This is a genomic window from Haloarchaeobius amylolyticus (assembly GCF_042678045.1).
Classification (GTDB): Archaea; Halobacteriota; Halobacteria; order Halobacteriales; family Natrialbaceae; genus Natrinema; species Natrinema amylolyticus_A.
The window spans coordinates 527,500-549,772 of the sequence record NZ_JBHUDI010000011.1 but is presented as its reverse complement, the minus strand read 5'-3'; the positions used below and the strand labels follow the sequence as shown (position 1 = coordinate 549,772).

Here is a 22,273-nt window from a genome sequence, read left to right as displayed (position 1 = left end):
GATAGGAGAAAAAGAGGTGCAGGACTGTATGAGTGAACAAGCCGGTGAGACTGGGAAATCGAAGGTCGAACGTGTTCGTTCAATGAAGAAGTATAGCAAGAAGGCGGAGCAGTTGCAGGGGAGTTTCACGAACCTAAACAAAGTGAAATGGGTGGACTCCACAGAGGTAGATACAGACGGATTTGAATACAACGTCATTGATCTGTTCTCTGGCGCAGGCGGACTCACACTTGGATTCCAACAAGCAAATTACCAGCCAATATTTGGCGTTGAGCAAGACGAAGATGCAGCTGCAACATATGAACGGAACTTCGAGTCTGCAACCCATCTGAACAAAGACATTCGAGATGTTACCAAAGATGAAGTAAAAGAGATAATTGGTGACAAAACCATTCACGTTCTTCTTGCGGGGTTCCCATGTCCCGGTTTCTCAATTGCTGGCGAACGCGACCCTGAAGACGAACGGAACTTCCTCTACCAAGAAATAATCCGGCTTCTGGACGTGATCGACCCATGGTTCCTTGTAATGGAGAACGTCCCCGGAATCACTACGATTGAGGATGGGAAAGCCTTCCAAAACATCCTGAATGACTTTGAAGATGCTGGGTATCCACTCGGCGTCCAAATTCTTGAAGCAGCTGATTATGAAGTCCCACAGATTCGTTCCCGGTCAGTGTTCATGGGGAACAAATTCGGGGTGAAGAATCCGTTCCCGAACCCAGTTCTCTCTGAAGAAGAATATCTAGCGTGTGACGAAGCAATAGCAGACCTCAAAGACGAGCCACGAAACCCAGAGATAAACCACGAATGGACGAACCACCGGGAAGATACCATTGAACGTATCTCCGAGGTTGGACCCGGTGAATCCTTGTACGACAGTTACAAAGATGCTTGGAAACGCCAATATCCGGGTGTTCCCAGTATGGCTATCAAGGAGAATCATGGAGGAGTCCACATCCATCCAGAACTCAACCGCTGTATCTCTTCCCGGGAGATGGCACGACTCCAAAGTTTCCCTGATGACTTCATCTTCGAGGGCCGAATGAAACGTACCTTCGTCCAGATCGGTAACGCAGTCCCAGTTAACCTCGCTAACCATGTTGCTCGTGGGCTACGACCTACCCTTGACGAAGTAAGAGAAAACCAGTAAGGAATTAGGTAGATTTCTGTAATTCCCTACGGTTCTTGTAATCTCTTATTCAATTCTGCACGCCATTTCTGTAAATCGTACCATCCACATCCAACACATCCTTGCTCGGCTTCTGGTCCCTGTTCTGGCACGTCTTCCGGCCATTCCTCGTCACCTTCGTAGAAGAAATTGATTCCGTAGGGAGTACCGCGTTCCCCGGTCTGGAAACAATTACGGCAGACTTCTCGTTTTTGTTGATTACGCTGATTGTCTAACAACTGGAATTTCTCTTCAATTTCTTCTTCCGGCATATCATCCGGGTTGTCCTCACGAACAGTCTCATCCCAACGGATTTCGGGGAACTTGTGATCGGGTAGCAGTCCTTGTTGACGAGTCGTATTCTCAAACACGTCATATCGTCCAAGGACGCGGATAATACGCTCACGAAGCTCATCAGACATCGTTTCGTATCCAGTTGGGCCACCTCGTGGAAACCGAACAATCTGACGATGCATTTTGCTTCGGTCACATTCCTCACACTGCATTCGCTTCGAGGATAGCGTGTACCCTTTCTCTTTGATGTCTTGGATTCTGCGGGATGGATTATTGTTGTCAGGGAACTCATGACCACAGTGCCACTCTCCATCCATTATCACATAGAAAAATTCATCAGTTACATTACCAGAAAAGTCCTCCCAGAACTTTCGTTGTTCTTGTTCCCACTGCTCTCTTTTCGAAGGATGCATATTGTCATATGCCTGCTCAATAACATCTGCCATTCCCTCAGAAGTCTCCTCGAACACACCTGTTCGCCGGTAATAGACTGGAACAGACCCATCCCAAACCTCTCCTTCGTCAGGGTACACAAATCGAACATCAAGATAGACTTCACTTGCTTTCAACAATTCCCTCTTTTGTTTAATTGTGACATTCTCACTTGTCAAATCCTCTACTTCCTTAACTTCTTCAGCAATTGCCTCGGGCATAGATTCAGTGTGAGGGACAGGTAGCTTAGTGTTTGCGGCACAAGTTTTGATACTATACTTATTTTTTCAGAGTGGAATGAGGGGGCACAAGTGCTTCGATTATATATTACCAAACAAAACTGAAGTGATAGTCGTAATTGATAGATTTATTCTTGAATCTCAGTCAGGACTGCCCATTCTAGTCCTGCCGCGAGTGACAGATAAGCGTAGTCGTACCAGTATTCGAAGTCAGAAGTGTCGTCCAGATACGTCATGATGTGATCGTTCGCTTCTCCATCATACATGGCGTCTGGATACAGCGACTCCAATTCAGCAAGTTCCGTGAGTATGTCGCTGGTAGTGTGTTTTTCGAGGTATGATTGGTGGGTAAGATTGTGTACAACGTCTTCGATTGGCTGTTCTCGGTTCTCTGCTCGACCCTGTGCAAGGTCAGCAAAAGCACTGATTTTCTCGTCCATTGAATCCGCAGTCATCACGTCCTCCCAGTCTTCATTGTACATATCTCCCTTCTCTCTCCGCTAACTGCATGAATCTTGTTGGTATCCTATCTTCTCATTCTATTGAATAATGTGTGATATGTATTCACAGTAATCTTTAACCGCGACCCTTTGTTACAGTTGGTGAAGCGACATACAACTAAGTTGTAAAACTTGGTTATTTGTCGTGATGAACTACAAGTTGAAACATGGCTAAACGAAAGCACGAGGCTTCTGATGCCCTTGCAGCGACCCTGTTCAGCATTGCAACAGGCGCTGAAACCGGCATCATCGAAGTTTCCTCACAATTCCTGAATGGCGCATCGCTAGCTGATCAAGTAACCCTCTACGGCAACCTCTCCGTTAGTCTTGCTGCGATTATTTCGTTCGTGATGTTGGGATACATCGCATTCAGCAACGACTTCACACGCGAAAGTCTCCAGCAGATGGACCAGAACTGGACCTACATGGCCGGTTTTGGCTTCCTGACCGCTGGTGCAATGGCGTTCATCCCTGAGTTCCAGACTGCTGTCCAAGGAGAACCAGTACTCGCTGGCGGGGTCTTTGGACTGCAAGTTCTCTTGGCCTACGCCGTTGGGTACCTCGGATAGATAACCTTCACTGGTGATTCAAATTATGAACAATATTTTATCGAAAACAAAGACACTGATGCTAGTGATTACACTTGTTGCGTCTATGGTGATCGCCCCCATCGGGACGGTTGCCGGACAAACAAGCAGTGACACAACCAGTGTGCAGGTCGTTAATCTGGATACAGGCAACCCTGTAGCCGGACAAACAGTCAACCTCGAATATTCGAATAGCAGTATGGATTACACCGATATTCACGGAACATACACGACGAACGATTCAGGGTATGTGACTGTAGAAGACGACCTCGAAGCCCAATACGGGTCAGACGTGGAACTTAATTGGAGAATTGATAGTGCAGACGGGCAAAGCTGGGTAGGCGACGAACACGCTGAAGTAAGTCCTAACGGACATACAACGGTTCACACATACGAGGAACCGGTGATTGACCCCGGTGACAAAACAGTGGATAGCGTTGATGTTGATGTATTCCCGTCAGAGTACAATTCAACAGCTCAGGTCCGTCTACTCGGTATGGACGGAACGGATTCCGCTGTAGTGAACGAGAACTTCATCTCTAATGCAGTTGACGTGAGTAGTGCATCATCAGATAGTCCGTACACAATCACGTTTGATGACGCTAATCTGTCGGATCATAACATCCTACAATTGGAACGTGATAGCTGGGTATCCATTGATGGATATACGGTTAACTACGCTGATGGTACTTCTAATTCCCACCAGATGGATAAACCGGAACCCGGCACCGTCACTGTCTCCGTTCTAAATGAATCCGGTTCCTTCATGGAAGGCGTTGAAGTGCGTGCAGTCGATCCCGATTGGGACGGAACATCCGAAGACGGTGTTCACGAAACTGTAACAACCAATTCGGAAGGTGTAGCTGAATTAAGCCTACAGCCTGCCGAATACCGGATTGAAGTTAACGCTGACAACTACAGTGTACAGACACACTCTGTAACGGTTGAGGAAGGAAAAACCAAGACCGTCACCTCGAATCTTGACCCCGAACCCGATATGGGGACACTCGAAGTGACTACTACTAACGCTTCGAGCGGCGAAACTATCAACGGTGCAGACATCGAAATCATCAACAGTAATGGCGAAACTGTAACCACTCAGTCATCACCAACATCCATCGATGTGCCGGTCGGTTACTACGATGTGCTGGCATCTGGTGTTGATGGATACGGCACCGCTTCCGAATACGATGTGGAAGTAACTGCGGGAACGACTACTACAACAACGTTAGCCCTGCCAGATAACCAGACAGACGGGGAGAACGGAATTGTAGGGGATCACGTCCTTACTGTTGATGATAATAAATCCGTCAAGTCGGTAACGATGAAAGCTGAAAGTAGCGGTGAAATCGTCGTAGGTATCCACGGGAAAAACGCTTCATCGTCGGATAGTGACTTCCTGTCAGGGTTCTCCTTCACAGTCTATACTTCTGGGGATACTTTCGAAATCAAGAATGAAGACACCGACTTCGATATGAACAATTACGACGAAATCCATATCGTTGAAGAAGATAACCACACCGCAGAAATCAGTCCGTCTATCGTGTATGATTCCCAAGGCGGCGGAGGCGGTGGTGGCGGTGACGATGGCGGTATGAGTAACAGTACAGTGATGATTATCGGTGGCGCTGCATTGATCGCTGTCGCCTTGCTCAAACAGGGGTGATCATGTATGCCTACACCACAGCAATACGTTGCTGCCAAAGGCGCTCAGAAGGCCTTTGGCTTGATTGATTATGTGTTGCTAATCGTCGGAGCTGTCCTGATTCTTGAGGGACTCGGTGTGCCTGTGATTGGGACGGTGTTTGGGGTATTCGGTGACGCGGTGGCTAACACTGCAACCAGTGTGTTCGACTCCATTACGAATACTCTGTTCGGCTGGGTCCCAATATAACGTCTAACGCGGTCTGGAAGACAGTTCAAGGCTGTTCCCGGTGTTCAACTCACCGGCTTCCTCTCAACCTTCCACGATTGGAAGGAACACAAAACAACCAATAACATGAACATCAGAAAAATTAATTCCATGATTGTAGAATTGGTATTCAAATATGTTGTAGACAGTATTCTTCCTTTCATTTGGAGGAAGAAGTCGGCGAACACGATTGGTGATATGGTGTTTGCGGATGCCCTTGATGGCGACGAAGAATCACGGAAACTCCTGCGTGCGGCAGGCTACACAGAATTAATGGAGGTGTCAGTATGCCTCAGAAATACCTCCTAATCATTGTTGCTGTGCTGGTGATGGGTTTGGGTATGAGCGGGGTTGCCATGGCTGACGATCACCAGAATAACTCCGAAAATAGTTCTGAAAACGATTCTTTGCCTGACGGGGTGAATATCATTGAATCTGGCGAGGAATCTACTGATGGAGATAATAGCGGGGAAAATAGCTCTGGAAATGCTGAAACCGTATATGAAGCAGAACTAAACGAAGACCTTCGCGTGGTGAATACTGAATGGGACGAAAACACGGCGTACATCGTTTTAGAAGCGGATTCCCCGCAAGACATCACGTTAAGTGATGGGAGTAAGGCGAAGGCAGCTGAAGAAGGAACATTCAATATTCCCACAAGGTCGATGACGATCCCTAGTGGCCGCACTGAAGTCTCCATGACGGCGACGGAAAACAGTGAAGTCGGGGCAGTAGTCACAATCGGTCACGAGACCGGCATACAGGGATTCAAACACGAGGTAAAAAGTCCTAATCCGTTTTCCAAACTGATCACAACCCGCACCGCTGTAGGTGGTCTATTCGCGTTTCTGATTGGGACAATCACCCGTGTAGGCTACAAAGTGTATCAGAAACAGGAGAACGGCAATCCTGAAACATTGGATGGAACGGAGGTTTCCTCGGAACGTATTGGGGTGAAAAAGGATGAATAGAGACGATGCATACAATGAATATACGGAAAAGAATAGTAAGACAAAATGGGATAGAATCCATGACTTGTTGGTCGAATATAAGCGATACATCGGTATCACAACCGGCATAATCATCATCGCTGGGTTAGCCGGATGGATAGACCTTCCCAGACTACAGTTCTATCACTGGTTCTTGCTCTCGTCCTTCGGCTTGGGAATCACAATCGGATCAGGTGCAGTACTGCACGAACTGTCTGACTACTTGAAAGACCGCCGTGTCAGAGTGATGTTAGCGCCGGTGTCATCAGGCGTCACTGATGTCATCAAAATCCCGCGCAAGACGTTCGGACAATTCGATGTAATTGGTACAACGTTCCCTGATCGACGGCTAATGACGGGAGGGAAAATTCTTGTTGCACGTGCGATTGACTTCGACCGGCAAATCATAGTGCCTGCACAGGAATTTGATGACGAAAAGTATCCAGACGATCTCGACATCATCGGCGAAGACGGCGATGGGTCACAGGTGAAGAAATACCGTCAGGCATTGCTCGATGATGCACGTGAACGCCACGAAATCACGGTGGATCAAGAAGTCATCCGTGAATCCGCACTTGGTGACGCTGTAGATATTTACTCCAAGGCTTTGCGTGACGTTCGTGATGGAGATGTAGAAGTTGAACAAATGAGTGACGAGCAGACCGAGGTGCAGGCTGAACAAATCATCCAGCAGGCCGCAGAAAGCCAGCAAAACAGTGGTGATTCGAATGAGTGATTCTGCTAATTGGACGGCAAGTGATCTTCAGCAGGCTCTGGTGAAGAAGGCATCTCAGGGAAAAGCAGGCGCACCACCAGAGGTGTTGTCTGCCCCTACAAGACAGACCGCTCTTGCGCTTGCTAACTACGTTATGTACTACGATTCCAGTGACCCGGATAATCCTGATGACATCAGTGATGACGATATGTATCAAATCCTGTTCACTCGTTTGGAAACCTTGACTGCATGGGAAGCAACACGGTCCGGGGACGTATCCTCGATGCGGGGGATCGCCGGGGCACCTAATGGTGACGAAGCGACTGACACCAGCAGTTGGCGGGCCGCAGACATCATCACAAAGTCGCTCTGGAAGCCGAACGAGCGCGATAATATGCTGAACATGATTCTGTACGGTCCAACCCCCACAATCAAAGATGGATCGAACACGGGAACGGGGAAGTCCGACTTCGCGTACACACTTGCAGAAGGTGGACAGCGAGCGTATAATGGAGAGTTGACGGTCGCTACGAACAATGACACAGACCCATTCAAGCAGGTGGAGAAATGGAGTGAAGCGGAGGAATGGATGCAGGAGACGGACGGCCCGAAACGCCTCATTCTCGACGAAGCCGCACAAGGATTGAAACACAAGGATATGTCCGCTGGGGACGTACTCGGGCTTGCAATCCGCCTGATGCGGAAATATAACTGTCACTTAGTCCTCATCGCTCACACAGGCAAGGATATTCCGAAGGACATCCGCAGACAGGTTGTGTACGCCCGTAAGAGCGACAAAAAGGGTGCGAAACTCGGTAATAAACTGGAGGAGGACGCAGCGGGCGAGATGCGGATAAAGAACGTTGAGTACGAGTTGAAGGGTATTCCACAGACAACGATTGAGTACAACTCCTATGATGACAAAGGAGAGTTCGAATGGGATATTGACGACGGTGCTGAAGCCACCGAAGACGAAGAAGAGGAGTACCATCAATGCGAAGCCGAAACCAAGTCTGGAGGGCAGTGTGCGAAGGAAGCGCGGTATCCACGGAGCAACCCGACTTATTGCGGAACTCACCGTAGCAGGCTTAACGACGCTGAAAATGAAGAGTAACGGGAATCCGCACGCACACGTGTGGGCGATTGGCGTCCCCACACATACACACACCTATTCTACAAGATTCAGTTCTCATTGAAAAACAGACAGAGATTGTGGATGAAGCCACCGAGATACCATGAATTTCGGGTGAAGAGTGGTCTACGGCTTCTCAGCCGCATTTATCCATACAGTAAAATGGAGTAAATAAGTAACGCACATTCTTGTGAAAAACAATGGGTCGGAAGATAACTATGAACAGAGCAATCCACCACAACGCACGGGTGGCAATCTTTGCTACGTACTGATAGGTCTAAGAGTTGTTGATTGAATAATAAATCCCTGAATCCAGATCATCCGTATCAAACATCACGTCCTTCCGTTCGATTCGTCCTTGTCCTTCACTCTGAATCAGTAGGAACAGTGTTTCTTTGGCGGAATATCCTTTGTTTTGCATTTTGGCTTCAATCAGTTCTTCGTTCACATATTCATCATCATGGTCAGCGATTGCGTCTACAACGGCTTCGATTTCGTCGTTCAGAACTTCGCTGTTTGCATACGCATTCTCGATCATTTCCTTCATATCTACTTATTCACGCTAAGAGAATGTAAAAGATGAAGTCAAGGCAGCTATTGCAGCATTCAAACGAAAGTAATAAATATAGATAAGTCAATAGAGAATGATGCGGATGCGTTCCAACTGGAAGGCTGTGCCCCTTCCAATGACACACCACCACCTTCACCAGCCCGAATAGGTTTGAAGGAAAGGTCGCGTATCAATCGATGCAGTGTAACTTCACCTGCCCCCCCGGTTCAAGACCCCCACTCCACCAATTCAAGTGTCGTACCGAGAGACAGACCCATCCCTATCGGTGAATGATCTTGATGAAAATACGTAGCCAGAAATGGCCCGCGCAAGTCGAAAAACCCCTTAAGTAACTGGGCTTTCAACCTTTCGTAGCAAGCCTAGGCCGGGATTTGAACCCGGGCTCTCGTCCTTACCAAGGACGCGCTTTACCGCTAAGCTACCCAGGCGCGTACTTCCTTGTTGTTCGGAGCTGTCTTTATGGGTTTCGATTCGAACGGGCTGTGCGTCAGTCTGTCGTAGCGCCCGCCGACAGCTATCGTCGCCACTGCCATCACTACAGACTGATCGCACACGAGATACAGCGGTTAAAATCCGTTTCAGGTGCTGCGAGCGAATCGATCAGGGATCGGTCGCCGAGGTCGCACGATCGGTTGTCGAGTCCTCGAGTGACTGCTCGCGAGCTTTCGCTTCGAGATCGGTGAGACACTCGGTCACCGGCGGGAACGAGGTGCCGGCGGCGGCTGCGAGGTCGGCGGCGGCAGTGAGCAGCCAGGGAGCAGGTGTTTCGTCGACGGCGACGGCTCCCGTTCGAACGGCCAGTTCGAGCACGTCGCGCTCGAGGTTGGCGTCGATCGATTCGGGAGCAGTGTCGTCGGCTCCGATTCCGGCCGTTGTCTCGGATTCGAGTTCGGTACGGCGGGTCTGGTCGCGACCGAACGACTGGACGGTGCGGACGGCTTTGCCGGCGGCGTCGGTGTGAGCCAACAGGTAGAACCCGCGCGCGACGAGGATGTCGGCCGCGAGGATCGCGAGGTCCCCCTCTGCCGCGTCACTGTCTGTCGCCGTCCAGGGTTCGTCGTGGGCCAGCGAGCGGGTCAGTCGCAGTCCCTCGTAGATGAGCTGGACGCCGGCGGCGTGGGTGACGATACTCCCAGTGTCGGGATCGCGGTCGGACGCTCGCGCGTGGTCCCCGTCGGCTTCGGACTCGCGCTCGCCGCGTCGGCCATCCTCGGCTTCGAAGACATGGCTCTCGGGAGCCATCGCAGCGGCGCTCTCGAGCGTGAGGGCGGCGGGAACCATCGATGCCCGGTCGAGAACGGATTCGATGTACTCGTACAACCGTGGTGGTTCGACGTCCGCGACGGCCTCGACGGCGGCACGCCGACAGCTGTCGGCCTTCTCCATTAGCGGGGGGTTACGAGGGCGTAGGCAAAGACCTTTGGAAACGCCGGATCGACTGCGACTATGATCGACGTTGACACGAACGGATCGATTCGCACCGTGACGCTCGACCGGCCCGACGCGCGCAACGCCTTCACCGTCGACGGGCTCGAGGCCCTCGAGGCAGCGATCGACGACGCCGACGAGCCGGTGATCTACCTGCGAGGGCGCGGGCCGGCCTTTTCGGCGGGAGCGGATCTGAACGCGGTCGCGGCCCTCGAGGGCGATCGCGACCGCGCGGCCGACTTCGCGCGGCTGGGCCAGCGCGTCGCGCGCACGATCGAGGACGCGCCGGCGATCGTCGTCGCGGGAATCGACGGGGCCGCACGCGGCGGCGGCCTCGAGCTCGCGCTGGCCTGTGACGTCCGCGTGGGGACTCCCGACTCGACCTACGGCGAGCCGGGGGTCAGCTTCGGCCTGTTCGGTGCGTGGGGCGGCACTGTTCGGCTGCCCCGCGTCATGGGCGAGGGCAACGCTCTCGAGTTCGCACTCTCCGGGCGGTCGATCGACGCCGAGGAAGCCCTGCAGACGGGCGTGATCTCACGTATCGAGGACGATCCTCGGTCGGTCGCCGAGGAGATCGCAGCAAACGCCGTCGACACGCTACCGGTCCTGAAACGACGACTTCGTGACGACAGCGAGCGTGCGACGCAGGAACGACGCGAGGCCGCGGCGTTCGCCGACCTCGTCGCTGCCCACGCCGACGACATCGACGCCGTCCTCGAGTAAGGCACTCCGAGCCGATCGCATCGCTCGCATCACGACTCCGATACCTGACCGACCAAAATGACTTATCCGCTGACAGAGACTGCACCGGTATGCCCGGCCCAGTCTTTCTCGAGGGCGACCGCGTCACGCTCCGGCCGATCGAGGAAGCGGACCTCGAGTTCCTACAGGCGCAGGTCAACGACCCACGCATCTGGCGACGGATCGGTCGGTCCCGTCCCGTCAACCGCGAACAGGAACGCGAGTTCTTCGAGGATGACGTCTGTAGCGACGACACCGTCGTGCTCCTGATCGTCGCCGACGCGACGCCGGTCGGGGTCGTCGGCCTCCACTCGTTCGACTGGGAGGCCGACAGCGCCGAACTCGGCTACTGGGTCGCACCCGAGCACCACGAGCAGGGCTACGGTACCGACGCGGCGGCACGGCTCGTCGCGTACAGTTTCGACCAGCTCGGCCTCCACCGGATCGCCGCCCGCGTCTTCGAGCGCAACGAGCCGTCACGGCGGCTCCTCGAGTCACTCGGCTTCACACAGGAGGGCGCTCACCGCGACGTCGCGTTCATCGACGGCGCGTATCGGGACGGGTACTGGTACGGATTGCTCGAGGACGAGTGGCGAAGCGAGCGCTGCGACGGCGACGATTAGTCCAGCGGCTCCGGCGCCGGCGGCACGTTACGCTTGTGTTCGCTTCCGGCGTACATCTCGCGGACCCGCTCGACAGTTTCGGCCTCGATCTCGAGCAGCCGGCAGGTCGCTGCCACCGAGAGGGGGCCATCGATGTGGACCGCCAGAATCGAGTCGAGCGTCTCGTAGCTGATCCCCAGTTCGTCCTCGTCGGTCTGGTCGGCCCACAGCTCCGCCGTGGCGGTCTTTGCGGCCAGTTCCTCGGGGACGCCGACGTGGCGGGCGAGCTGGCGAACCTGGCCCTTGTAGAGGTTCCCGATCGGGTGGCAGTCGACCGCGCCGTCGCCGTACTTGGTAAAGTAGCCGACGGCAGCTTCGCTGCGGTTACCAGTGCCGAGGACGAGGCGGTCCTCGTGGTTGGCAACGAGGTAATTCAGAACCGCTCGCAGGCGAGCACGTGCGTTGCCGACCGCCACGTGGTCACCCTCGGCTTCGGGGTAGGCCGACAGCAGCGAGTCGACCAGCGGCTCGATCTCGATCACGTCGTAGGTAATCTCGAGTTCCTGAGCGACCCATTCGGCGTCGCTCATTTGGCCTTCGCTACTGACGGTCGCCGGCAGGACGAGCCCGTGGACGTTCTCGGCCCCGAGCGCTTCGACGGCGAGGTAGCCGGTCAGCGTACTGTCGATCCCACCCGAGAAGCCGAGAACGACGCCGTCGGCACCTGCGGCGTCGACCTGATCGCGAATGAACGCCGTGATGTGGTCGCGATGCTGCTCGAGTTCTGCCTCCGAAAAGCGAAGGTCGATCATGTGACAGGCTAGGGGCGCGGTGACCTAATAGGCACCCCTCCCCGCAAAAAAGTGGGCGAACGATCGATTTCGATGGATGCTCGAGAGCGCTACGTTGAAGTGTGATCGGTGGGTACACACGAACGGACGGCGCGCTGGTGGTCTAGTGGTAGGACATGAGCTTCCCAAGCTCATAGCCCGGGTTCAATTCCCGGCCAGCGCATTTCTCGAGGACACCCCCGGATGAGCGTCGCGGTTTCTGCAATGATCAAAAAGAGCAAGAAGCTCAATGTCGAGACTCGAGCCCTGACGACCGCGTCTCAGTGAATCCCCATCGCTTCGATCTGCTCCTGGTACCGGTTGCGGATCGTCACTTCGGTCACCTGCGCGACGTCCGAGACCTCTCGCTGGGTCTTCTTCTCGTTACACAGCAGCGAGGCGGCGTAGATCGCGGCTGCAGCGTAGCCGGTCGGTGACTTGCCCGAGAGCAGCCCCTTCTCGGTCGTCGTGTCGATGATCTCGTTGGCTTTCGCCTGGACCTCCTCGGAGAGTTCGAGTTCCGAGCAAAAGCGGGGCACGTACTTCTTGGGGTTGACCGGTTCCATCTCGAGGCCGAGTTCCTGGGCCACGTAGCGATAGGTGCGGCCGATCTCCTTGCGCTCGACGCGGGAGACGCCGGCGACTTCTTCGAGTGAGCGGGGGATACCTTCCATCCGGCAGGCAGCGTAGAGAGTGCTGGTCGCAACGCCCTCGATCGAGCGCCCGCGGATGAGGTCCTCGTCGAGTGCGCGCCGGTACATCACACAGGCGACCTCGCGGACCGAGCGAGGGATGCCGAGCGAGGAGGCCATCCGGTCGGTTTCGGAGAGTGCGAACTGCAGGTTTCGTTCGCCGGCGTCTTTGGTGCGGATACGCTCTTGCCACTTGCGCAGGCGGCGCATCTGGTTGCGTTTGTCCGACGAAAGCGACCGGCCGTAGGCGTCCTGATTCTTCCAGTCGATCGAGGTCGTCAGCCCCTTGTCGTGCATCGTCTGGGTCGTCGGCGCGCCCACCCGGGACTTGTTCTGTCGCTCGGAGTGGTTGAACGCCCGCCACTCCGGTCCGTGATCGATATTCGATCCTTCGACGATCAGGCCACACTGGTCACAGACGAGTTCGCCCTGATCCTCGCTTTTGACGAGGGTCCCGCCATCGCACTCGTCGCAGGCCCGCTCACCCGCCGATTCCTGCGTTCGTTCTGTCGTCTCAGGGTTACGTTCGCGCTGGCGGGGTGGGCTTGCCATGTCATGTAGATAACGACGGCGCAACGACTTAAGGGCTCGCCACCACAGAACGTCGCGTTTACACGGGCACGGGAGCGCCCGTTCGTCGGCGAGTCGATGCCACGGCGATCATACGGTCTGCTGTCCCGATTGACCGGTGCACCCGCGGTGATCACGGGTGCACCGGCACTATAGTAACAACTGAAACGATTGACACACCGATCGCCCAGCAGTCGTGCGATCGGGTGTGCAGTGACGTTCAGTGGCTACTATAACTGACAGGAGTCCGTATCAGAGGTGACCCAGCAACGTCCCGGCCAGCACCAGCACCCACATCGCGGCGCCGACCAGCAGCATGTCGTTGACTTTCGCGGTCCGCGCCGCACGTTTTGCCGCACCACCGGCGATCAGGCCGAGCGCGACGACGACAAGCATCCGCTGGACGACGACCTCGAGCGCCAGCGCGTCGACACCGAGCATGCCATAATCGAGCCAGATCGCGACTGCAAGCGAGCCCGCGGCGACGACGGCGGCGTCGAGCCGGCGCGTCAGTCCGCGTGCGATCAGGTACGTCGCCGTCGGGATCCCAACGCCGATCACCGGATAGAGCAACGCGGCGATCTGATGGGGTGTGAGGAACGGCGCGCGGTGCTCGAGGACGATGCCGCCCGCGCGCACGCCGAGCAACAGGGAGAGAATGGCAAAGGCGAGCGCGAAGTGACCGCCCTCGAGACGGGCAGCGGCGGTCGCGAGGCGGCGGCGATCGGTGTCGGTCAGGTGGTCGTCGATGGCGTCGGCCGTTCGGTGACCGAGCCGGTCGGTAACGGGGTCAACAGCAGCGCCGCGAGAGCCACGCCTGCGGGCCCGGATGCCGACCAGCGTGGGCACGACGAGCAATCCGGCGAGTTCGACGACCGTCGCCCAGCCGTCGGCGTCGGCGGAGTTGCTGTTGTCCAGATAGATGCGCTGCACGTCGTCTTTGGCGTCGATCTGGGGATGGTCCATGAAGTTGGACTCGACTTTCCGCTGGGCGGCCTGTGAGCCGTGGACGCGGTGGCGAAGCGTGAACCAGTCGAAGTGTTCGGAGTGGGTCTGCATGGCAACCCAGTCGTCGGCGTCGTTGGGACTCTCGTAGAGCCGGATGTGGTAGCGCTGGCCGTAGTAGTCGCCGTCCTCGAGCTGGCGCGTCTCGGTCGTCCAGTAGCCGCTCTCGTTGGGGCCAGGGTCGACGTAGGCGTAGCGGGTCCCGCCGTCGGCCTCGCCCCAGTTGAACTCGGGCAGGCGACTCGATGAATCGTCCGACGCGTTGTCGGTCTCGTTGTCGGTCTCGTTGGTGGTCGAGTCGTTCGACACGTTGGAAGCGGGATCAGTCGGCTCGCCGCCAAGCGATTCGTTCGACAGTGTCTCGGTTGCCGACTGCGTCTCGTTGTCGGAGGCGTTCCCGCCGACGAGAGCGTACGTCTCCGGGACCGCTTCCTCCTCGGAGTCGTTGATCTCGGACCAGTCACCGTCACTCGCTTCGACCAGCACCCGCTCGACGTCCGCGACGTCACCGCGGACGATCACGTTGATCGGGCTGCGCTTTTGAAACTCCTTGCGCGGACTGAGATACTCCCAGAAGCCGCTCTCGGAGTCGTCGAACGAGACGACATCGGGGGTCGGTGTGTCCGTTTCGGCAGGGGTCGACTGCGACTCCGTGGACGGCTGCTGGCTGGAGGGCAGCGAGAGCACCATCGACGGCCCACCGATGAGCATGAACGCGAGGAACAGCAAGACGGCCGCGATCACGAGCGATCGACGCATGTCTCAGTCACTAGCGACAGGAGGGATATCAAACCGTGTGTAACGCGCCGACCCACGATCGTCAGCGATCGAAGTTCAAGATGGCCGAAGAGACCGTCTCGTCGGTGCCGGCTCAGCTGTCGACATCGGGGCCGACGGTGGTGACAGGGACGGGTGCTTCGCGGACGACGCGCTGTGAGACGCTGCCGACGACGTTGCGTTCGTACTCGTCGCCGCTGGTTCCCATGACGATCAGGTCGGCATCGACGTCCGCGGCGTAGTCGACGATACACTCGGCCGGATTCCCCGTCTCGACCGCTGTCTCCGTCTCGAGGTCGTACTCGGCGGCCCGCGTGACGGCGTCGTCGATCGCTTCGCGGGCGGTCGCGGCGAGATCCTCGCGGACGCGCTCGACGCGGTCGTCGTCGAGGACGAGGAAGGCACGGTCGTCGACGACCGAGAGGATGTGCAGGGTGGCGTCTCGCGTGGCCGCGATATCGATCGCGTGGTCCGCGACGGTCGCCGCGTGCTCGCTGCCGTCAGTCGGGAACAGAATCGTCTCGTACATCGCTGTCTAGGCTGTCCTCTCGTGCCGACGGAAAAAGGGGTTTCCTTCCCTCTTCAACGGTGGGAACGACTTGACAGAGCGACAGTATCAGATACCCGGAATCCCGAGGGCGTCGGGCGTGACGAAGCCGATTACTGCGAACGCGTAGACGATCGCGACGGCAACGATCCAGGCGACGAAGCCGATCGCGACGGCAGCACCCCAGCCGCCAGGGTAGCGCCAGTTGATGACGCCGACCCAGACTACCAGCATCAACAACACACCCAGAATCGGGATCCAGCCGATGAAGAAGCTCGTGATCGCCCACGCGACCGCGCCGATCAGCGCAGTGACGGCTGCGTTCACAAAGCCAGCGTCCCTGTCTAATACCAGTCGCACGCCCGCGAGGATGCCGATCGTCCCGACGATCAGACTCAGGACGAAGATCAAGATGGAGTCCGCAGCAGCCATGTTATGGTTTCCAACTCAGTTCGATATCGACCGTCTCGCGTTCCCCCCGGAGCATCGACGACCGTTCGACCACTTCCACAGACATGTTGAGTGTCTCCGGCGGCGTCAGCGAGACGTTCTTGTTCCCGACCGGGACGGTGACGTTCTCGTCGCCCCGTTCGAACTCCGCTGCGAGCTCCCGAAAGTACTCGGCGAGTTCGTCTCGTGGCAGTGTTTCGTCGGCGGTCGTCCGTTGGGCCATGCGAATGTATGACGGACGTACCCGCAAAAGTATGGACAGCGAACGGCTCTCTAACTCGCTGTTACCGGTTCAGCCGGTGCTGTAACAGTTCACTGCTCTGAGAAATGCCGTCAAAACAGGTTCGTTCGTTGAGAGATAGAGATGCCATCGAGGTCGTCTCAGACAGTTTTCTCTCTCGAGGGTGGACCGCGTCGCGGATCAGTTGGGTCTCGACCGCGTCCCAGTCGCCCGGAAGGCGGCCGATCGAACGGACTGTGGTCGCTCGTCAGCAGCGCGGTGACGACCACGTCTTCGAACTGCGGTCGAAATCTCCGATTTCGGTCCGTCGTTTCGCCGACTCGTCGTCCATCATCTCGAGCCAGCCCGACTACCCTCGTTGTCCCAGGGAGACAAGCGTGGCTTTTTGATGACGGGGCGGGAAATCGCCGACGATGGACGTCGCCGTCGGAATCGTCGCCCAACGGAACAACGAACGTGCACAGGCACTCGCCGCGACCCTCGTCGACACCCTCGAGCGCGAGGGCGCAAGTGTCGTCGTCGACGAGCTGACCGGCGAGGCGATCGCGGCGACCCCCGTCCCGGTCGCCGCGATGGCGGGTCGCGACCTCGTCGTGAGCATCGGCGGCGATGGAACGCTGCTGTTCGTCGCCCGCGAGGTCGGACCCACGCCGATCCTCGGCGTCAACCTGGGCGAAGTCGGTTTTCTCAACGCCGTCGCCCCCGAGGACGCACTCGATGTCGTCACCGACCTCGTCGCCGACCTCGAGGAGACGGGCACCGTCGAAGGACGCGAACTGGCACGGCTACAGGCGACGGGTGTCGACGAGGACTGGACGCTCGAGCCTGCACTCAACGAGGTGGTCGTCCACGGCCCCCGGCGGGGCCACGGCGGAGGTGCGACCATCGACGTTCGCGTCGACGGCCGACAGTACGCCGAGAGCCACGTCGACGGCGTCCTCGTGGCCACACCGACGGGATCGACCGCCTACAACCTCAGCGAGGGCGGGCCGCTGGTTCACCCGTCAGCTGATGCGCTCGTCGTCACGCAGATGGCCGCGACCGAGTCGATGCCGCCGCTGGTCCTCGAGCCGGACACCGAACTTACGCTGACCGTCTCCGGGGCCGACACTGCCTACGCGATCAGCGACGGACGCAACCGACAGCGTCTCGAGCCGCCGGCGACGGTCTCGATCTCGCTCGCGGACGAATCCGTCACGCTCGTCGGGCCACAGGCGAACTTCTTCGATGGGCTCGACAAACTCGAGTGAGTCCACTCAGTGGTCGATTGTAGAAGCATACTGAAAATTGCCCGTCAGTCGTACTGCCGGACGCAGTCAGTCTTAGTTACGGACGACGTTCGTCGCGCGTGGGCCTTTGGGGGCCTGTTCGATGTCGAATTCGATCTCGGTGCCTTCTTCGAGGTCCGGTCCGCCAACGTCCTCCATGTGGAAGAATACGTCGTCGTCCGCGTCATCCGTCGAAATGAAACCGTAGCCGCCTGTGTCGTTGAAGAAATCAACGTTACCTTTCGCCATTACAAACAAATGTACGGCCAGTACACGGATAACACTTGCGAGGGTGACAGTACCACGACCGTGAAAAGCCGCCGGTCGCGGCGACCGTTACTGCTCGCCCTCGACGAGCCGTGCGATGTGTTCCGGCGGCACCGCACCGCGGGCGACGTGGCCGTCCGAGACGAACGTCGGCACACCGGTGATCCCCCGTTGAGAGGCCTCGGCGAACCGCTCCTCGAGTGCCGTCCGGCGATCGTCGTCCGCGACCGCGTCGCGGATCTCGTCGGCCGGCAGGTCGACATCGGCAGCGAGCTCGGCGAGAACGTCGACGTCGCCGATGTCGCGGCCGTCCTGCCACAACGCGGTGTAGATCGCCTCGTCGAACGCCGCCCACTGGTCGGGATACTCGGTTTTGACGTACCACGATGCCACCTGCGCGTCGAACGAATCGACGTCGGTCGCGATCTCCTGGGCCATCTCGACGCCGTATTCGTCCTGCAGCCGGCGGACGTTCTGCCTGGCCTGTTCGTAGTACTGGTCGTCTTTCCCGTCGTCGACATCGTGGTCGATCGAGCCGTCTTCGTTCCGTTTGCCACGGCGCAGGTCGAAGGGATGCCACTCGACAACGAGCGGCTCGTCGCGGCGCTCGCGGTACTGTGCGAGCGAGCGCGTCCCAAGATAGCAGAACGGACAGACGTAGTCGGCGTAGATTTCGAGTCGATCCGCGGTCTCCGGTGTCGATTCGGTTTCAGCGTCGGCCATAGAAACGATACGGCATCACGACCGAAAAGTCGCCGGGCACCGGCAGCGAACGGCGACGGGGGCTCGAGTACGACCAGCGAGCGGCGACGGACTCGAGACGGGGCGGACGGAACGTCGTGGTACCGGCGGCAGGTCGGTCAGCTCTCCGTTTCGGGGGCTGCTACATCGGCGGCGTCCGAATCGGTCACGTCGGGCAGGTTCGGGTCTCGGTAGGGATTGCGGCCGTAAGCCGGGAGCTCGTCGTCGAGTTGAGATTTCAGGACGCGGCGTAGGCGATTCAAACTCGTCGTGTCCAGCCCGTACTCGGCCGCGAGACGCTTGAAGGCCTCCTCGTCGGTAATATCGTGGGCCCGATACTGGGCGAATAGCTCCTCCATGCGATCGGCCGACAGGGCCTGCGCGTCGATCTCGTCGAGCCCGAAGTACTGCTGGCGGTCGACGTCGACGACGTGGCGGATCACCACGAGCGCGACCTTCTCGATCGCCCGCTGGCTACCGAATTCGGTGAGATCGATCTCGTCCATAACGCCAAGCGCCAGGTCGCGCTGCCACGGCGTCACCTCGAGGGCGTTACACAGCGCCTGCGTGGTTCGCAGCCGATCGAGGCGGTGGGCGCGCTCGCTGTAGCCCGGCGTCGCCGCGTGCTGTTCGTCGTGGAGGCGGCGGACGCTCTCGGAGAGGTCCGCGTCGGGCGAGTCGGCACGGCCGATGACGGTCGCGCTCGGCGTGACGACGCCCCACTGGCGAACCGTCGAATCGCGCTGGACCTCAGCCCGCGAGAGCGCCCCTGATCCGGGCCGGGTCTCGAGGCGACGCTCGCGGTCGGGATCGTACTCGACGCCGTCCGTGCTGGCCTCACCCGCCGCAGGGGAACGACCAGGGTCGGCACCGTCGTCGTTCATCATCTGTCGGTCGGAGGGGGAGCGTGAAAAAGGCTCGCTCCGCTCGTGACGCGTATCAATTCGACTGACAGGGCCGCTAACAGGTTCCGGTTCGAAAACGCAGGCGACGACCGGCGCTGTAGCTCGCGTCCATCGATGTTGCCCGCGAAAAGCCCTTCGTATCTTCACCTTGTGACCAGAGGCACTTAAACGGCGACTGGAAAACGAGGGCTACTGGATTGTGGCGATTAGCTCGTCGACGAACGAATCCAGTCGCGCGGGGTCGGGTCCATCCCGCGCGTGCACGTCGGGATCGATCCGCTTCGGCGGGTGCGCGAACGCGCGGCCGACGGCGTCGCCGATCGTGGCGTCGCCCTCACCGGCCCGCTTTCGCTCGAGCAGCTCGCGAGCGCGGTCGATCCGCTCGGCGTCGAAGACCGCAGGTGCCTGCTCGCGGAGGAAGCGCTCGAACGACAGCGCCGGCAACTCGTGTGTGCCGCGCTCGCCGGTCGCTTTGAGATAGTACGCGGACATGGCCGCCCGATGGATCGTCAGATTGCGCTTCACCGTGGGTTTCGTCTGCGTTTCCCGAAATCGCTCGTCGTCGGCCGACACCGTCATTGTGCCGTCGTCTGTCTCGACGACGTAGGTTTCGTCGCGCGTCTCACGGATCGGAAAGAGTTCGTCGTCGCTGCGGACCAAGTGATGTGAAATGTACTTGCGGTAGTTGCTCGTCGCGATTCCGCGCCAGGTATGGTAGAGGTCGATCGGGTTGTACGTCCGTTCGACGTAGGCGGCGAGGTCGTCGGGCTCGTACGTGCGACGATACCGGATCGGACTGCGCACCAGATCGATCGCACCCTCGTTCGAGTCGGCGAGCAGCCGCGCGAACGTCCGCACGTCCCAGCCCTGATACTCGAACGCGCCACGATCGACGACGATCGTCTCGGGCGGGCGCTCGAGGTGGGCGTACCGACGCAGATCGGTCGACACAAAGACGAATCCGACGTCGTAATCGCTGTCGGGATTCGCCCCACCCCAGGCGTGGCTCCCGCAGGCGACCGCCAGCGGAACCGCAACAGCGTGCTCGCGTTCGATCGCCGTCAGATGGTCGTCGACGGTCTCGCGGACGTGTGCTGGGACGGCGGACATAGCTGTAACTCGAGACGTGGAAGCCGAGAGAAGACCGGGTGCCGAATGCCCTTCGTAGCTTCACCTTGTGACCAGAAGCACTTAAAGAGAGATCGGGACGGGGCAGTCGAACCGGCCACGATCGACCGGGGCCGTCCGGCCCCCACCGGCACAACCGTTTAGGAAGTGGTGACTACATGGGGGGTATGAACGAATCGCTGGTGGACGCCCAGCAGGCTATCGCCGGGTCACCGAATCCCGCCGAGGAGTTCCAGCAGCTGTCACGGGGCCGGCAACGTGACGTGTTCTTCCAGTTGCCCGACGGAGTTCAGGCGTCGCTGGTCGCGGATATGGGCCGCGAGCAGTTACAGGGGTTCGTCCGACGGCTCGACCCCGACGAGGTGGCGGACGTCCTCGGGCTAGCCGACGAGGCAGTTCGCGAGAGCGTCCTCCGGCAACTCGACGACGACCGCCGGGAGAAGGCCGAATACCTCCTCGAGTTCAGCCCCGAGAGCGCGGCCGGGCTGATGCATCTCGATTACGTCACCGTCGATGTCGAGCGGGATCTGGAGACGATCGCGAAGCGCGTCAAGCGCCACGAGGATCGGACCGGCCGATTCCCGACGATCTTCGTCACGGACGACGAAGCCTTACTCGGCGAACTACCGGGCCAGACGCTGGCGATGAGCAACGGGGAAGCGATCGACCTCCGCGAGCACGTCCAAGAGACGCCGACGGTGAGATACGACAGTCCCGACACCGAGGTCGTCGACGTGTTCCGGGCGAACCCGGAAAGTTCCGTCGCCGTGATCGACGACGGAAACATTCTCGGCGTCATCTACGCCGAGGACCTCCTCCGGGTCATCGAGGAGGAGGCCGGCGAAACTCTCTACGAATTCACGGGCGTCAAGGAAGAAGAGAGTGTCCTCGACGGGCCCCTCTCGAAGGTCCGGTATCGGTACAAGTGGCTGATCATCAACCTCGGAACGGCGTTTCTCGCCGCCGGGGCCGTCGGCTTCTTCGAGGACACGATTGCGGCGTTTACGCTCCTGGCAGTGTACATGCCGGTCGTCGCAGGAATGGGCGGCAACGCCGGGACCCAGTCGATGGCCGTGACGGTACGTGGGCTCGCGTTCGGGCAGATCTCGCTGTCGACAGGCGGGCGCGCCGTCGTCAACGAGATCATCGCCGGCGGCGTGAACGGGGCCATCACCGGCGTCCTCGTCGCGGTGATCGCCTCGGTATTCAACCAGAGCCCGCTACTGGGGCTCGTCCTCGGTGTGTCGATGGTGTTGAACCTCGTCATCGCCGGCTTCTTCGGGACGGCCATTCCGCTCGTCCTCGATCGAATCGGGAAGGACCCGGCGACGTCGGCGACCATCTTCATCACCACCGCCACGGACGTCCTCGGCTTTTTCATCTTCCTCGGGCTTGCACAGGCGGTGCTCTGAGACGGTCTACTGTCCCGCTGTCCCAGCACACCCGCATGACTGGGCGCGGGTGCGCCGACACCCACTGACGGGAGTCCGTATGAGACGAGCGGGTCCGAGTCTCACCGACAGCCGTACCGACCTCGAGGCG

Annotated in this window: 24 protein-coding genes and 2 tRNA genes; 11 read left to right on the top strand and 15 right to left on the bottom strand. The window is 58.2% G+C overall.

Translation table 11 applies throughout. The annotated features are described in order from the left end of the window. Nucleotides 1-28 precede the first annotated feature (28 nt). Nucleotides 29-1,150 (top strand): DNA cytosine methyltransferase, encoded by a 1,122-nt coding sequence (locus tag ACFR99_RS18840; RefSeq protein WP_390290800.1) that lies wholly within the window; start codon nt 29-31, stop codon nt 1,148-1,150. 26 nt (nt 1,151-1,176) lie between these two features. Here ACFR99_RS18840 and ACFR99_RS18835 read toward each other — a convergent pair whose 3' ends face one another. Next, the gene (locus tag ACFR99_RS18835) at nt 1,177-2,115 is read right to left on the bottom strand and encodes a hypothetical protein (RefSeq protein ID WP_390290797.1); all 939 of its coding nucleotides are present in this window, start codon (nt 2,113-2,115) and stop codon (nt 1,177-1,179) included. 146 nt (nt 2,116-2,261) lie between these two features. Further along, nucleotides 2,262-2,615: a hypothetical protein gene (locus ACFR99_RS18830; protein ID WP_390290795.1), complete on the bottom strand. Its 354-nt coding sequence runs from the start codon at nt 2,613-2,615 to the stop codon at nt 2,262-2,264. A 185-nt stretch (nt 2,616-2,800) separates the two neighbouring features. Here ACFR99_RS18830 and ACFR99_RS18825 point away from each other — a divergent pair, with 185 nt between their 5' ends. From ACFR99_RS18825 to ACFR99_RS18805, 5 genes are all read left to right on the top strand, one after another. Beyond that, nucleotides 2,801-3,202, top strand: coding sequence for a hypothetical protein (locus ACFR99_RS18825; RefSeq protein ID WP_390290792.1), 402 nt, complete (start codon nt 2,801-2,803; stop codon nt 3,200-3,202). A gap of 85 nt (nt 3,203-3,287) precedes the next feature. Continuing rightward, nucleotides 3,288-4,886, top strand: a complete 1,599-nt coding sequence (locus ACFR99_RS18820; protein ID WP_390290789.1) for a carboxypeptidase regulatory-like domain-containing protein — start codon at nt 3,288-3,290, stop codon at nt 4,884-4,886. 533 nt (nt 4,887-5,419) lie between these two features. Then, nucleotides 5,420-6,103, top strand: a complete 684-nt coding sequence (locus ACFR99_RS18815; protein WP_390290786.1) for a hypothetical protein — start codon at nt 5,420-5,422, stop codon at nt 6,101-6,103. Then, nucleotides 6,096-6,857 carry a hypothetical protein gene (locus ACFR99_RS18810; RefSeq protein WP_390290783.1) on the top strand — a complete coding sequence of 254 codons (762 nt, stop codon included), beginning with the start codon at nt 6,096-6,098 and terminating at the stop codon, nt 6,855-6,857. The genes ACFR99_RS18815 and ACFR99_RS18810 overlap by 8 nt, the downstream gene beginning before the upstream one ends. Next, complete coding sequence (locus tag ACFR99_RS18805; RefSeq protein ID WP_390290781.1) at nt 6,850-7,950, top strand: hypothetical protein; 1,101 nt, start codon at nt 6,850-6,852, stop codon at nt 7,948-7,950. Before ACFR99_RS18810 ends, ACFR99_RS18805 begins: the two co-directional genes overlap by 8 nt. Nucleotides 7,951-8,245: 295 nt before the next feature. On the opposite strand, the gene ACFR99_RS18800 is transcribed toward ACFR99_RS18805, so the two are convergent. The 3 genes from ACFR99_RS18800 to ACFR99_RS18790 form a co-directional block, all read right to left on the bottom strand. Then, a complete protein-coding gene (locus tag ACFR99_RS18800; RefSeq protein ID WP_390290778.1) occupies nt 8,246-8,515 on the bottom strand; it encodes a hypothetical protein in 270 nt (89 codons plus the stop codon). 380 nt (nt 8,516-8,895) lie between these two features. Beyond that, nucleotides 8,896-8,967, bottom strand: a tRNA-Thr gene (locus tag ACFR99_RS18795). Between the two features lie 172 nt (nt 8,968-9,139). Next, on the bottom strand, nt 9,140-9,925 hold the full coding sequence (locus ACFR99_RS18790; RefSeq protein ID WP_390290775.1) for a DUF7114 family protein: 786 nt from the start codon (nt 9,923-9,925) through the stop codon (nt 9,140-9,142). 60 nt (nt 9,926-9,985) lie between these two features. On the opposite strand from ACFR99_RS18790, the gene ACFR99_RS18785 reads away from it, so the two are divergent. Next, complete coding sequence (locus ACFR99_RS18785) at nt 9,986-10,690, top strand: enoyl-CoA hydratase/isomerase family protein (protein WP_390290772.1); 705 nt, start codon at nt 9,986-9,988, stop codon at nt 10,688-10,690. Nucleotides 10,691-10,779: 89 nt separating this feature from the next. Next, nucleotides 10,780-11,331 carry a GNAT family N-acetyltransferase gene (locus tag ACFR99_RS18780; RefSeq protein ID WP_390290769.1) on the top strand — a complete coding sequence of 184 codons (552 nt, stop codon included), beginning with the start codon at nt 10,780-10,782 and terminating at the stop codon, nt 11,329-11,331. On the opposite strand, the gene ACFR99_RS18775 is transcribed toward ACFR99_RS18780, so the two are convergent. After that, nucleotides 11,328-12,122, bottom strand: a complete 795-nt coding sequence (locus ACFR99_RS18775) for an NAD+ synthase (RefSeq protein WP_390290766.1) — start codon at nt 12,120-12,122, stop codon at nt 11,328-11,330. The genes ACFR99_RS18780 and ACFR99_RS18775 overlap by 4 nt on opposite strands. A gap of 131 nt (nt 12,123-12,253) precedes the next feature. Between ACFR99_RS18775 and ACFR99_RS18770 the strand changes: the two genes are divergently transcribed. After that, nucleotides 12,254-12,324: transfer RNA gene (locus ACFR99_RS18770), tRNA-Gly, on the top strand. Nucleotides 12,325-12,421: 97 nt separating this feature from the next. Here ACFR99_RS18770 and ACFR99_RS18765 read toward each other — a convergent pair. From ACFR99_RS18765 to ACFR99_RS18745, 5 genes are all read right to left on the bottom strand, one after another. Further along, nucleotides 12,422-13,384: a transcription initiation factor IIB gene (locus ACFR99_RS18765; protein WP_390290764.1), complete on the bottom strand. Its 963-nt coding sequence runs from the start codon at nt 13,382-13,384 to the stop codon at nt 12,422-12,424. A 270-nt stretch (nt 13,385-13,654) separates the two neighbouring features. Next, the gene (locus ACFR99_RS18760; protein WP_390290761.1) at nt 13,655-15,166 is read right to left on the bottom strand and encodes a hypothetical protein; all 1,512 of its coding nucleotides are present in this window, start codon (nt 15,164-15,166) and stop codon (nt 13,655-13,657) included. Between the two features lie 112 nt (nt 15,167-15,278). Beyond that, the gene (locus ACFR99_RS18755; protein ID WP_390290758.1) at nt 15,279-15,713 is read right to left on the bottom strand and encodes a universal stress protein; all 435 of its coding nucleotides are present in this window, start codon (nt 15,711-15,713) and stop codon (nt 15,279-15,281) included. 87 nt (nt 15,714-15,800) lie between these two features. Then, a complete protein-coding gene (locus ACFR99_RS18750; protein WP_390290756.1) occupies nt 15,801-16,163 on the bottom strand; it encodes a hypothetical protein in 363 nt (120 codons plus the stop codon). Between the two features lies 1 nt (nt 16,164). Continuing rightward, on the bottom strand, nt 16,165-16,404 hold the full coding sequence (locus ACFR99_RS18745; protein ID WP_390290753.1) for an amphi-Trp domain-containing protein: 240 nt from the start codon (nt 16,402-16,404) through the stop codon (nt 16,165-16,167). Between the two features lie 431 nt (nt 16,405-16,835). On the opposite strand from ACFR99_RS18745, the gene ACFR99_RS18740 reads away from it, so the two are divergent. Beyond that, nucleotides 16,836-17,672, top strand: a complete 837-nt coding sequence (locus ACFR99_RS18740) for an NAD(+)/NADH kinase (protein ID WP_390290750.1) — start codon at nt 16,836-16,838, stop codon at nt 17,670-17,672. Between the two features lie 72 nt (nt 17,673-17,744). Here the strand turns inward: ACFR99_RS18740 and ACFR99_RS18735 are convergent, their stop codons facing one another. The 4 genes from ACFR99_RS18735 to ACFR99_RS18720 form a co-directional block, all read right to left on the bottom strand. Further along, nucleotides 17,745-17,939 carry a cold-shock protein gene (locus tag ACFR99_RS18735; RefSeq protein WP_097009945.1) on the bottom strand — a complete coding sequence of 65 codons (195 nt, stop codon included), beginning with the start codon at nt 17,937-17,939 and terminating at the stop codon, nt 17,745-17,747. 87 nt (nt 17,940-18,026) lie between these two features. After that, on the bottom strand, nt 18,027-18,680 hold the full coding sequence (locus ACFR99_RS18730) for a DsbA family oxidoreductase (RefSeq protein ID WP_390290747.1): 654 nt from the start codon (nt 18,678-18,680) through the stop codon (nt 18,027-18,029). A gap of 137 nt (nt 18,681-18,817) precedes the next feature. Beyond that, nucleotides 18,818-19,582, bottom strand: coding sequence for a DNA-directed RNA polymerase subunit epsilon (locus ACFR99_RS18725; protein WP_390290744.1), 765 nt, complete (start codon nt 19,580-19,582; stop codon nt 18,818-18,820). A gap of 210 nt (nt 19,583-19,792) precedes the next feature. Further along, nucleotides 19,793-20,713, bottom strand: coding sequence for a nucleotidyltransferase domain-containing protein (locus ACFR99_RS18720; RefSeq protein ID WP_390290741.1), 921 nt, complete (start codon nt 20,711-20,713; stop codon nt 19,793-19,795). Between the two features lie 185 nt (nt 20,714-20,898). On the opposite strand from ACFR99_RS18720, the gene ACFR99_RS18715 reads away from it, so the two are divergent. Continuing rightward, nucleotides 20,899-22,143 (top strand): magnesium transporter, encoded by a 1,245-nt coding sequence (locus ACFR99_RS18715; protein ID WP_390290738.1) that lies wholly within the window; start codon nt 20,899-20,901, stop codon nt 22,141-22,143. Nucleotides 22,144-22,273: the final 130 nt, after the last annotated feature.

Excerpts from the sequence above, each read along its gene's own strand:
- ACFR99_RS18715 (WP_390290738.1), top strand. The coding sequence starts at position 20,899 with ATGAACGAATCGCTGGTGGACGCCCAGCAGGCTATCGCCGGGTCACCG.
- ACFR99_RS18835 (WP_390290797.1), bottom strand. The coding sequence starts at position 2,115 with ATGCCCGAGGCAATTGCTGAAGAAGTTAAGGAAGTAGAGGATTTGACA.
- ACFR99_RS18745 (WP_390290753.1), bottom strand. The coding sequence starts at position 16,404 with ATGGCCCAACGGACGACCGCCGACGAAACACTGCCACGAGACGAACTC.
- ACFR99_RS18840 (WP_390290800.1), top strand. The coding sequence starts at position 29 with ATGAGTGAACAAGCCGGTGAGACTGGGAAATCGAAGGTCGAACGTGTT.
- ACFR99_RS18810 (WP_390290783.1), top strand. The coding sequence starts at position 6,096 with ATGAATAGAGACGATGCATACAATGAATATACGGAAAAGAATAGTAAG.
- ACFR99_RS18830 (WP_390290795.1), bottom strand. The coding sequence starts at position 2,615 with ATGTACAATGAAGACTGGGAGGACGTGATGACTGCGGATTCAATGGAC.
- ACFR99_RS18730 (WP_390290747.1), bottom strand. The coding sequence starts at position 18,680 with ATGGCCGACGCTGAAACCGAATCGACACCGGAGACCGCGGATCGACTC.
- ACFR99_RS18735 (WP_097009945.1), bottom strand. The coding sequence starts at position 17,939 with ATGGCGAAAGGTAACGTTGATTTCTTCAACGACACAGGCGGCTACGGT.
- ACFR99_RS18720 (WP_390290741.1), bottom strand. The coding sequence starts at position 20,713 with ATGTCCGCCGTCCCAGCACACGTCCGCGAGACCGTCGACGACCATCTG.
- ACFR99_RS18825 (WP_390290792.1), top strand. The coding sequence starts at position 2,801 with ATGGCTAAACGAAAGCACGAGGCTTCTGATGCCCTTGCAGCGACCCTG.
- ACFR99_RS18815 (WP_390290786.1), top strand. The coding sequence starts at position 5,420 with ATGCCTCAGAAATACCTCCTAATCATTGTTGCTGTGCTGGTGATGGGT.
- ACFR99_RS18725 (WP_390290744.1), bottom strand. The coding sequence starts at position 19,582 with ATGAACGACGACGGTGCCGACCCTGGTCGTTCCCCTGCGGCGGGTGAG.
- ACFR99_RS18805 (WP_390290781.1), top strand. The coding sequence starts at position 6,850 with ATGAGTGATTCTGCTAATTGGACGGCAAGTGATCTTCAGCAGGCTCTG.
- ACFR99_RS18740 (WP_390290750.1), top strand. The coding sequence starts at position 16,836 with ATGGACGTCGCCGTCGGAATCGTCGCCCAACGGAACAACGAACGTGCA.
- ACFR99_RS18765 (WP_390290764.1), bottom strand. The coding sequence starts at position 13,384 with ATGGCAAGCCCACCCCGCCAGCGCGAACGTAACCCTGAGACGACAGAA.
- ACFR99_RS18750 (WP_390290756.1), bottom strand. The coding sequence starts at position 16,163 with ATGGCTGCTGCGGACTCCATCTTGATCTTCGTCCTGAGTCTGATCGTC.
- ACFR99_RS18760 (WP_390290761.1), bottom strand. The coding sequence starts at position 15,166 with ATGCGTCGATCGCTCGTGATCGCGGCCGTCTTGCTGTTCCTCGCGTTC.
- ACFR99_RS18820 (WP_390290789.1), top strand. The coding sequence starts at position 3,288 with ATGGTGATCGCCCCCATCGGGACGGTTGCCGGACAAACAAGCAGTGAC.
- ACFR99_RS18785 (WP_390290772.1), top strand. The coding sequence starts at position 9,986 with ATGATCGACGTTGACACGAACGGATCGATTCGCACCGTGACGCTCGAC.
- ACFR99_RS18775 (WP_390290766.1), bottom strand. The coding sequence starts at position 12,122 with ATGATCGACCTTCGCTTTTCGGAGGCAGAACTCGAGCAGCATCGCGAC.
- ACFR99_RS18755 (WP_390290758.1), bottom strand. The coding sequence starts at position 15,713 with ATGTACGAGACGATTCTGTTCCCGACTGACGGCAGCGAGCACGCGGCG.
- ACFR99_RS18800 (WP_390290778.1), bottom strand. The coding sequence starts at position 8,515 with ATGAAGGAAATGATCGAGAATGCGTATGCAAACAGCGAAGTTCTGAAC.
- ACFR99_RS18780 (WP_390290769.1), top strand. The coding sequence starts at position 10,780 with ATGCCCGGCCCAGTCTTTCTCGAGGGCGACCGCGTCACGCTCCGGCCG.
- ACFR99_RS18790 (WP_390290775.1), bottom strand. The coding sequence starts at position 9,925 with ATGGAGAAGGCCGACAGCTGTCGGCGTGCCGCCGTCGAGGCCGTCGCG.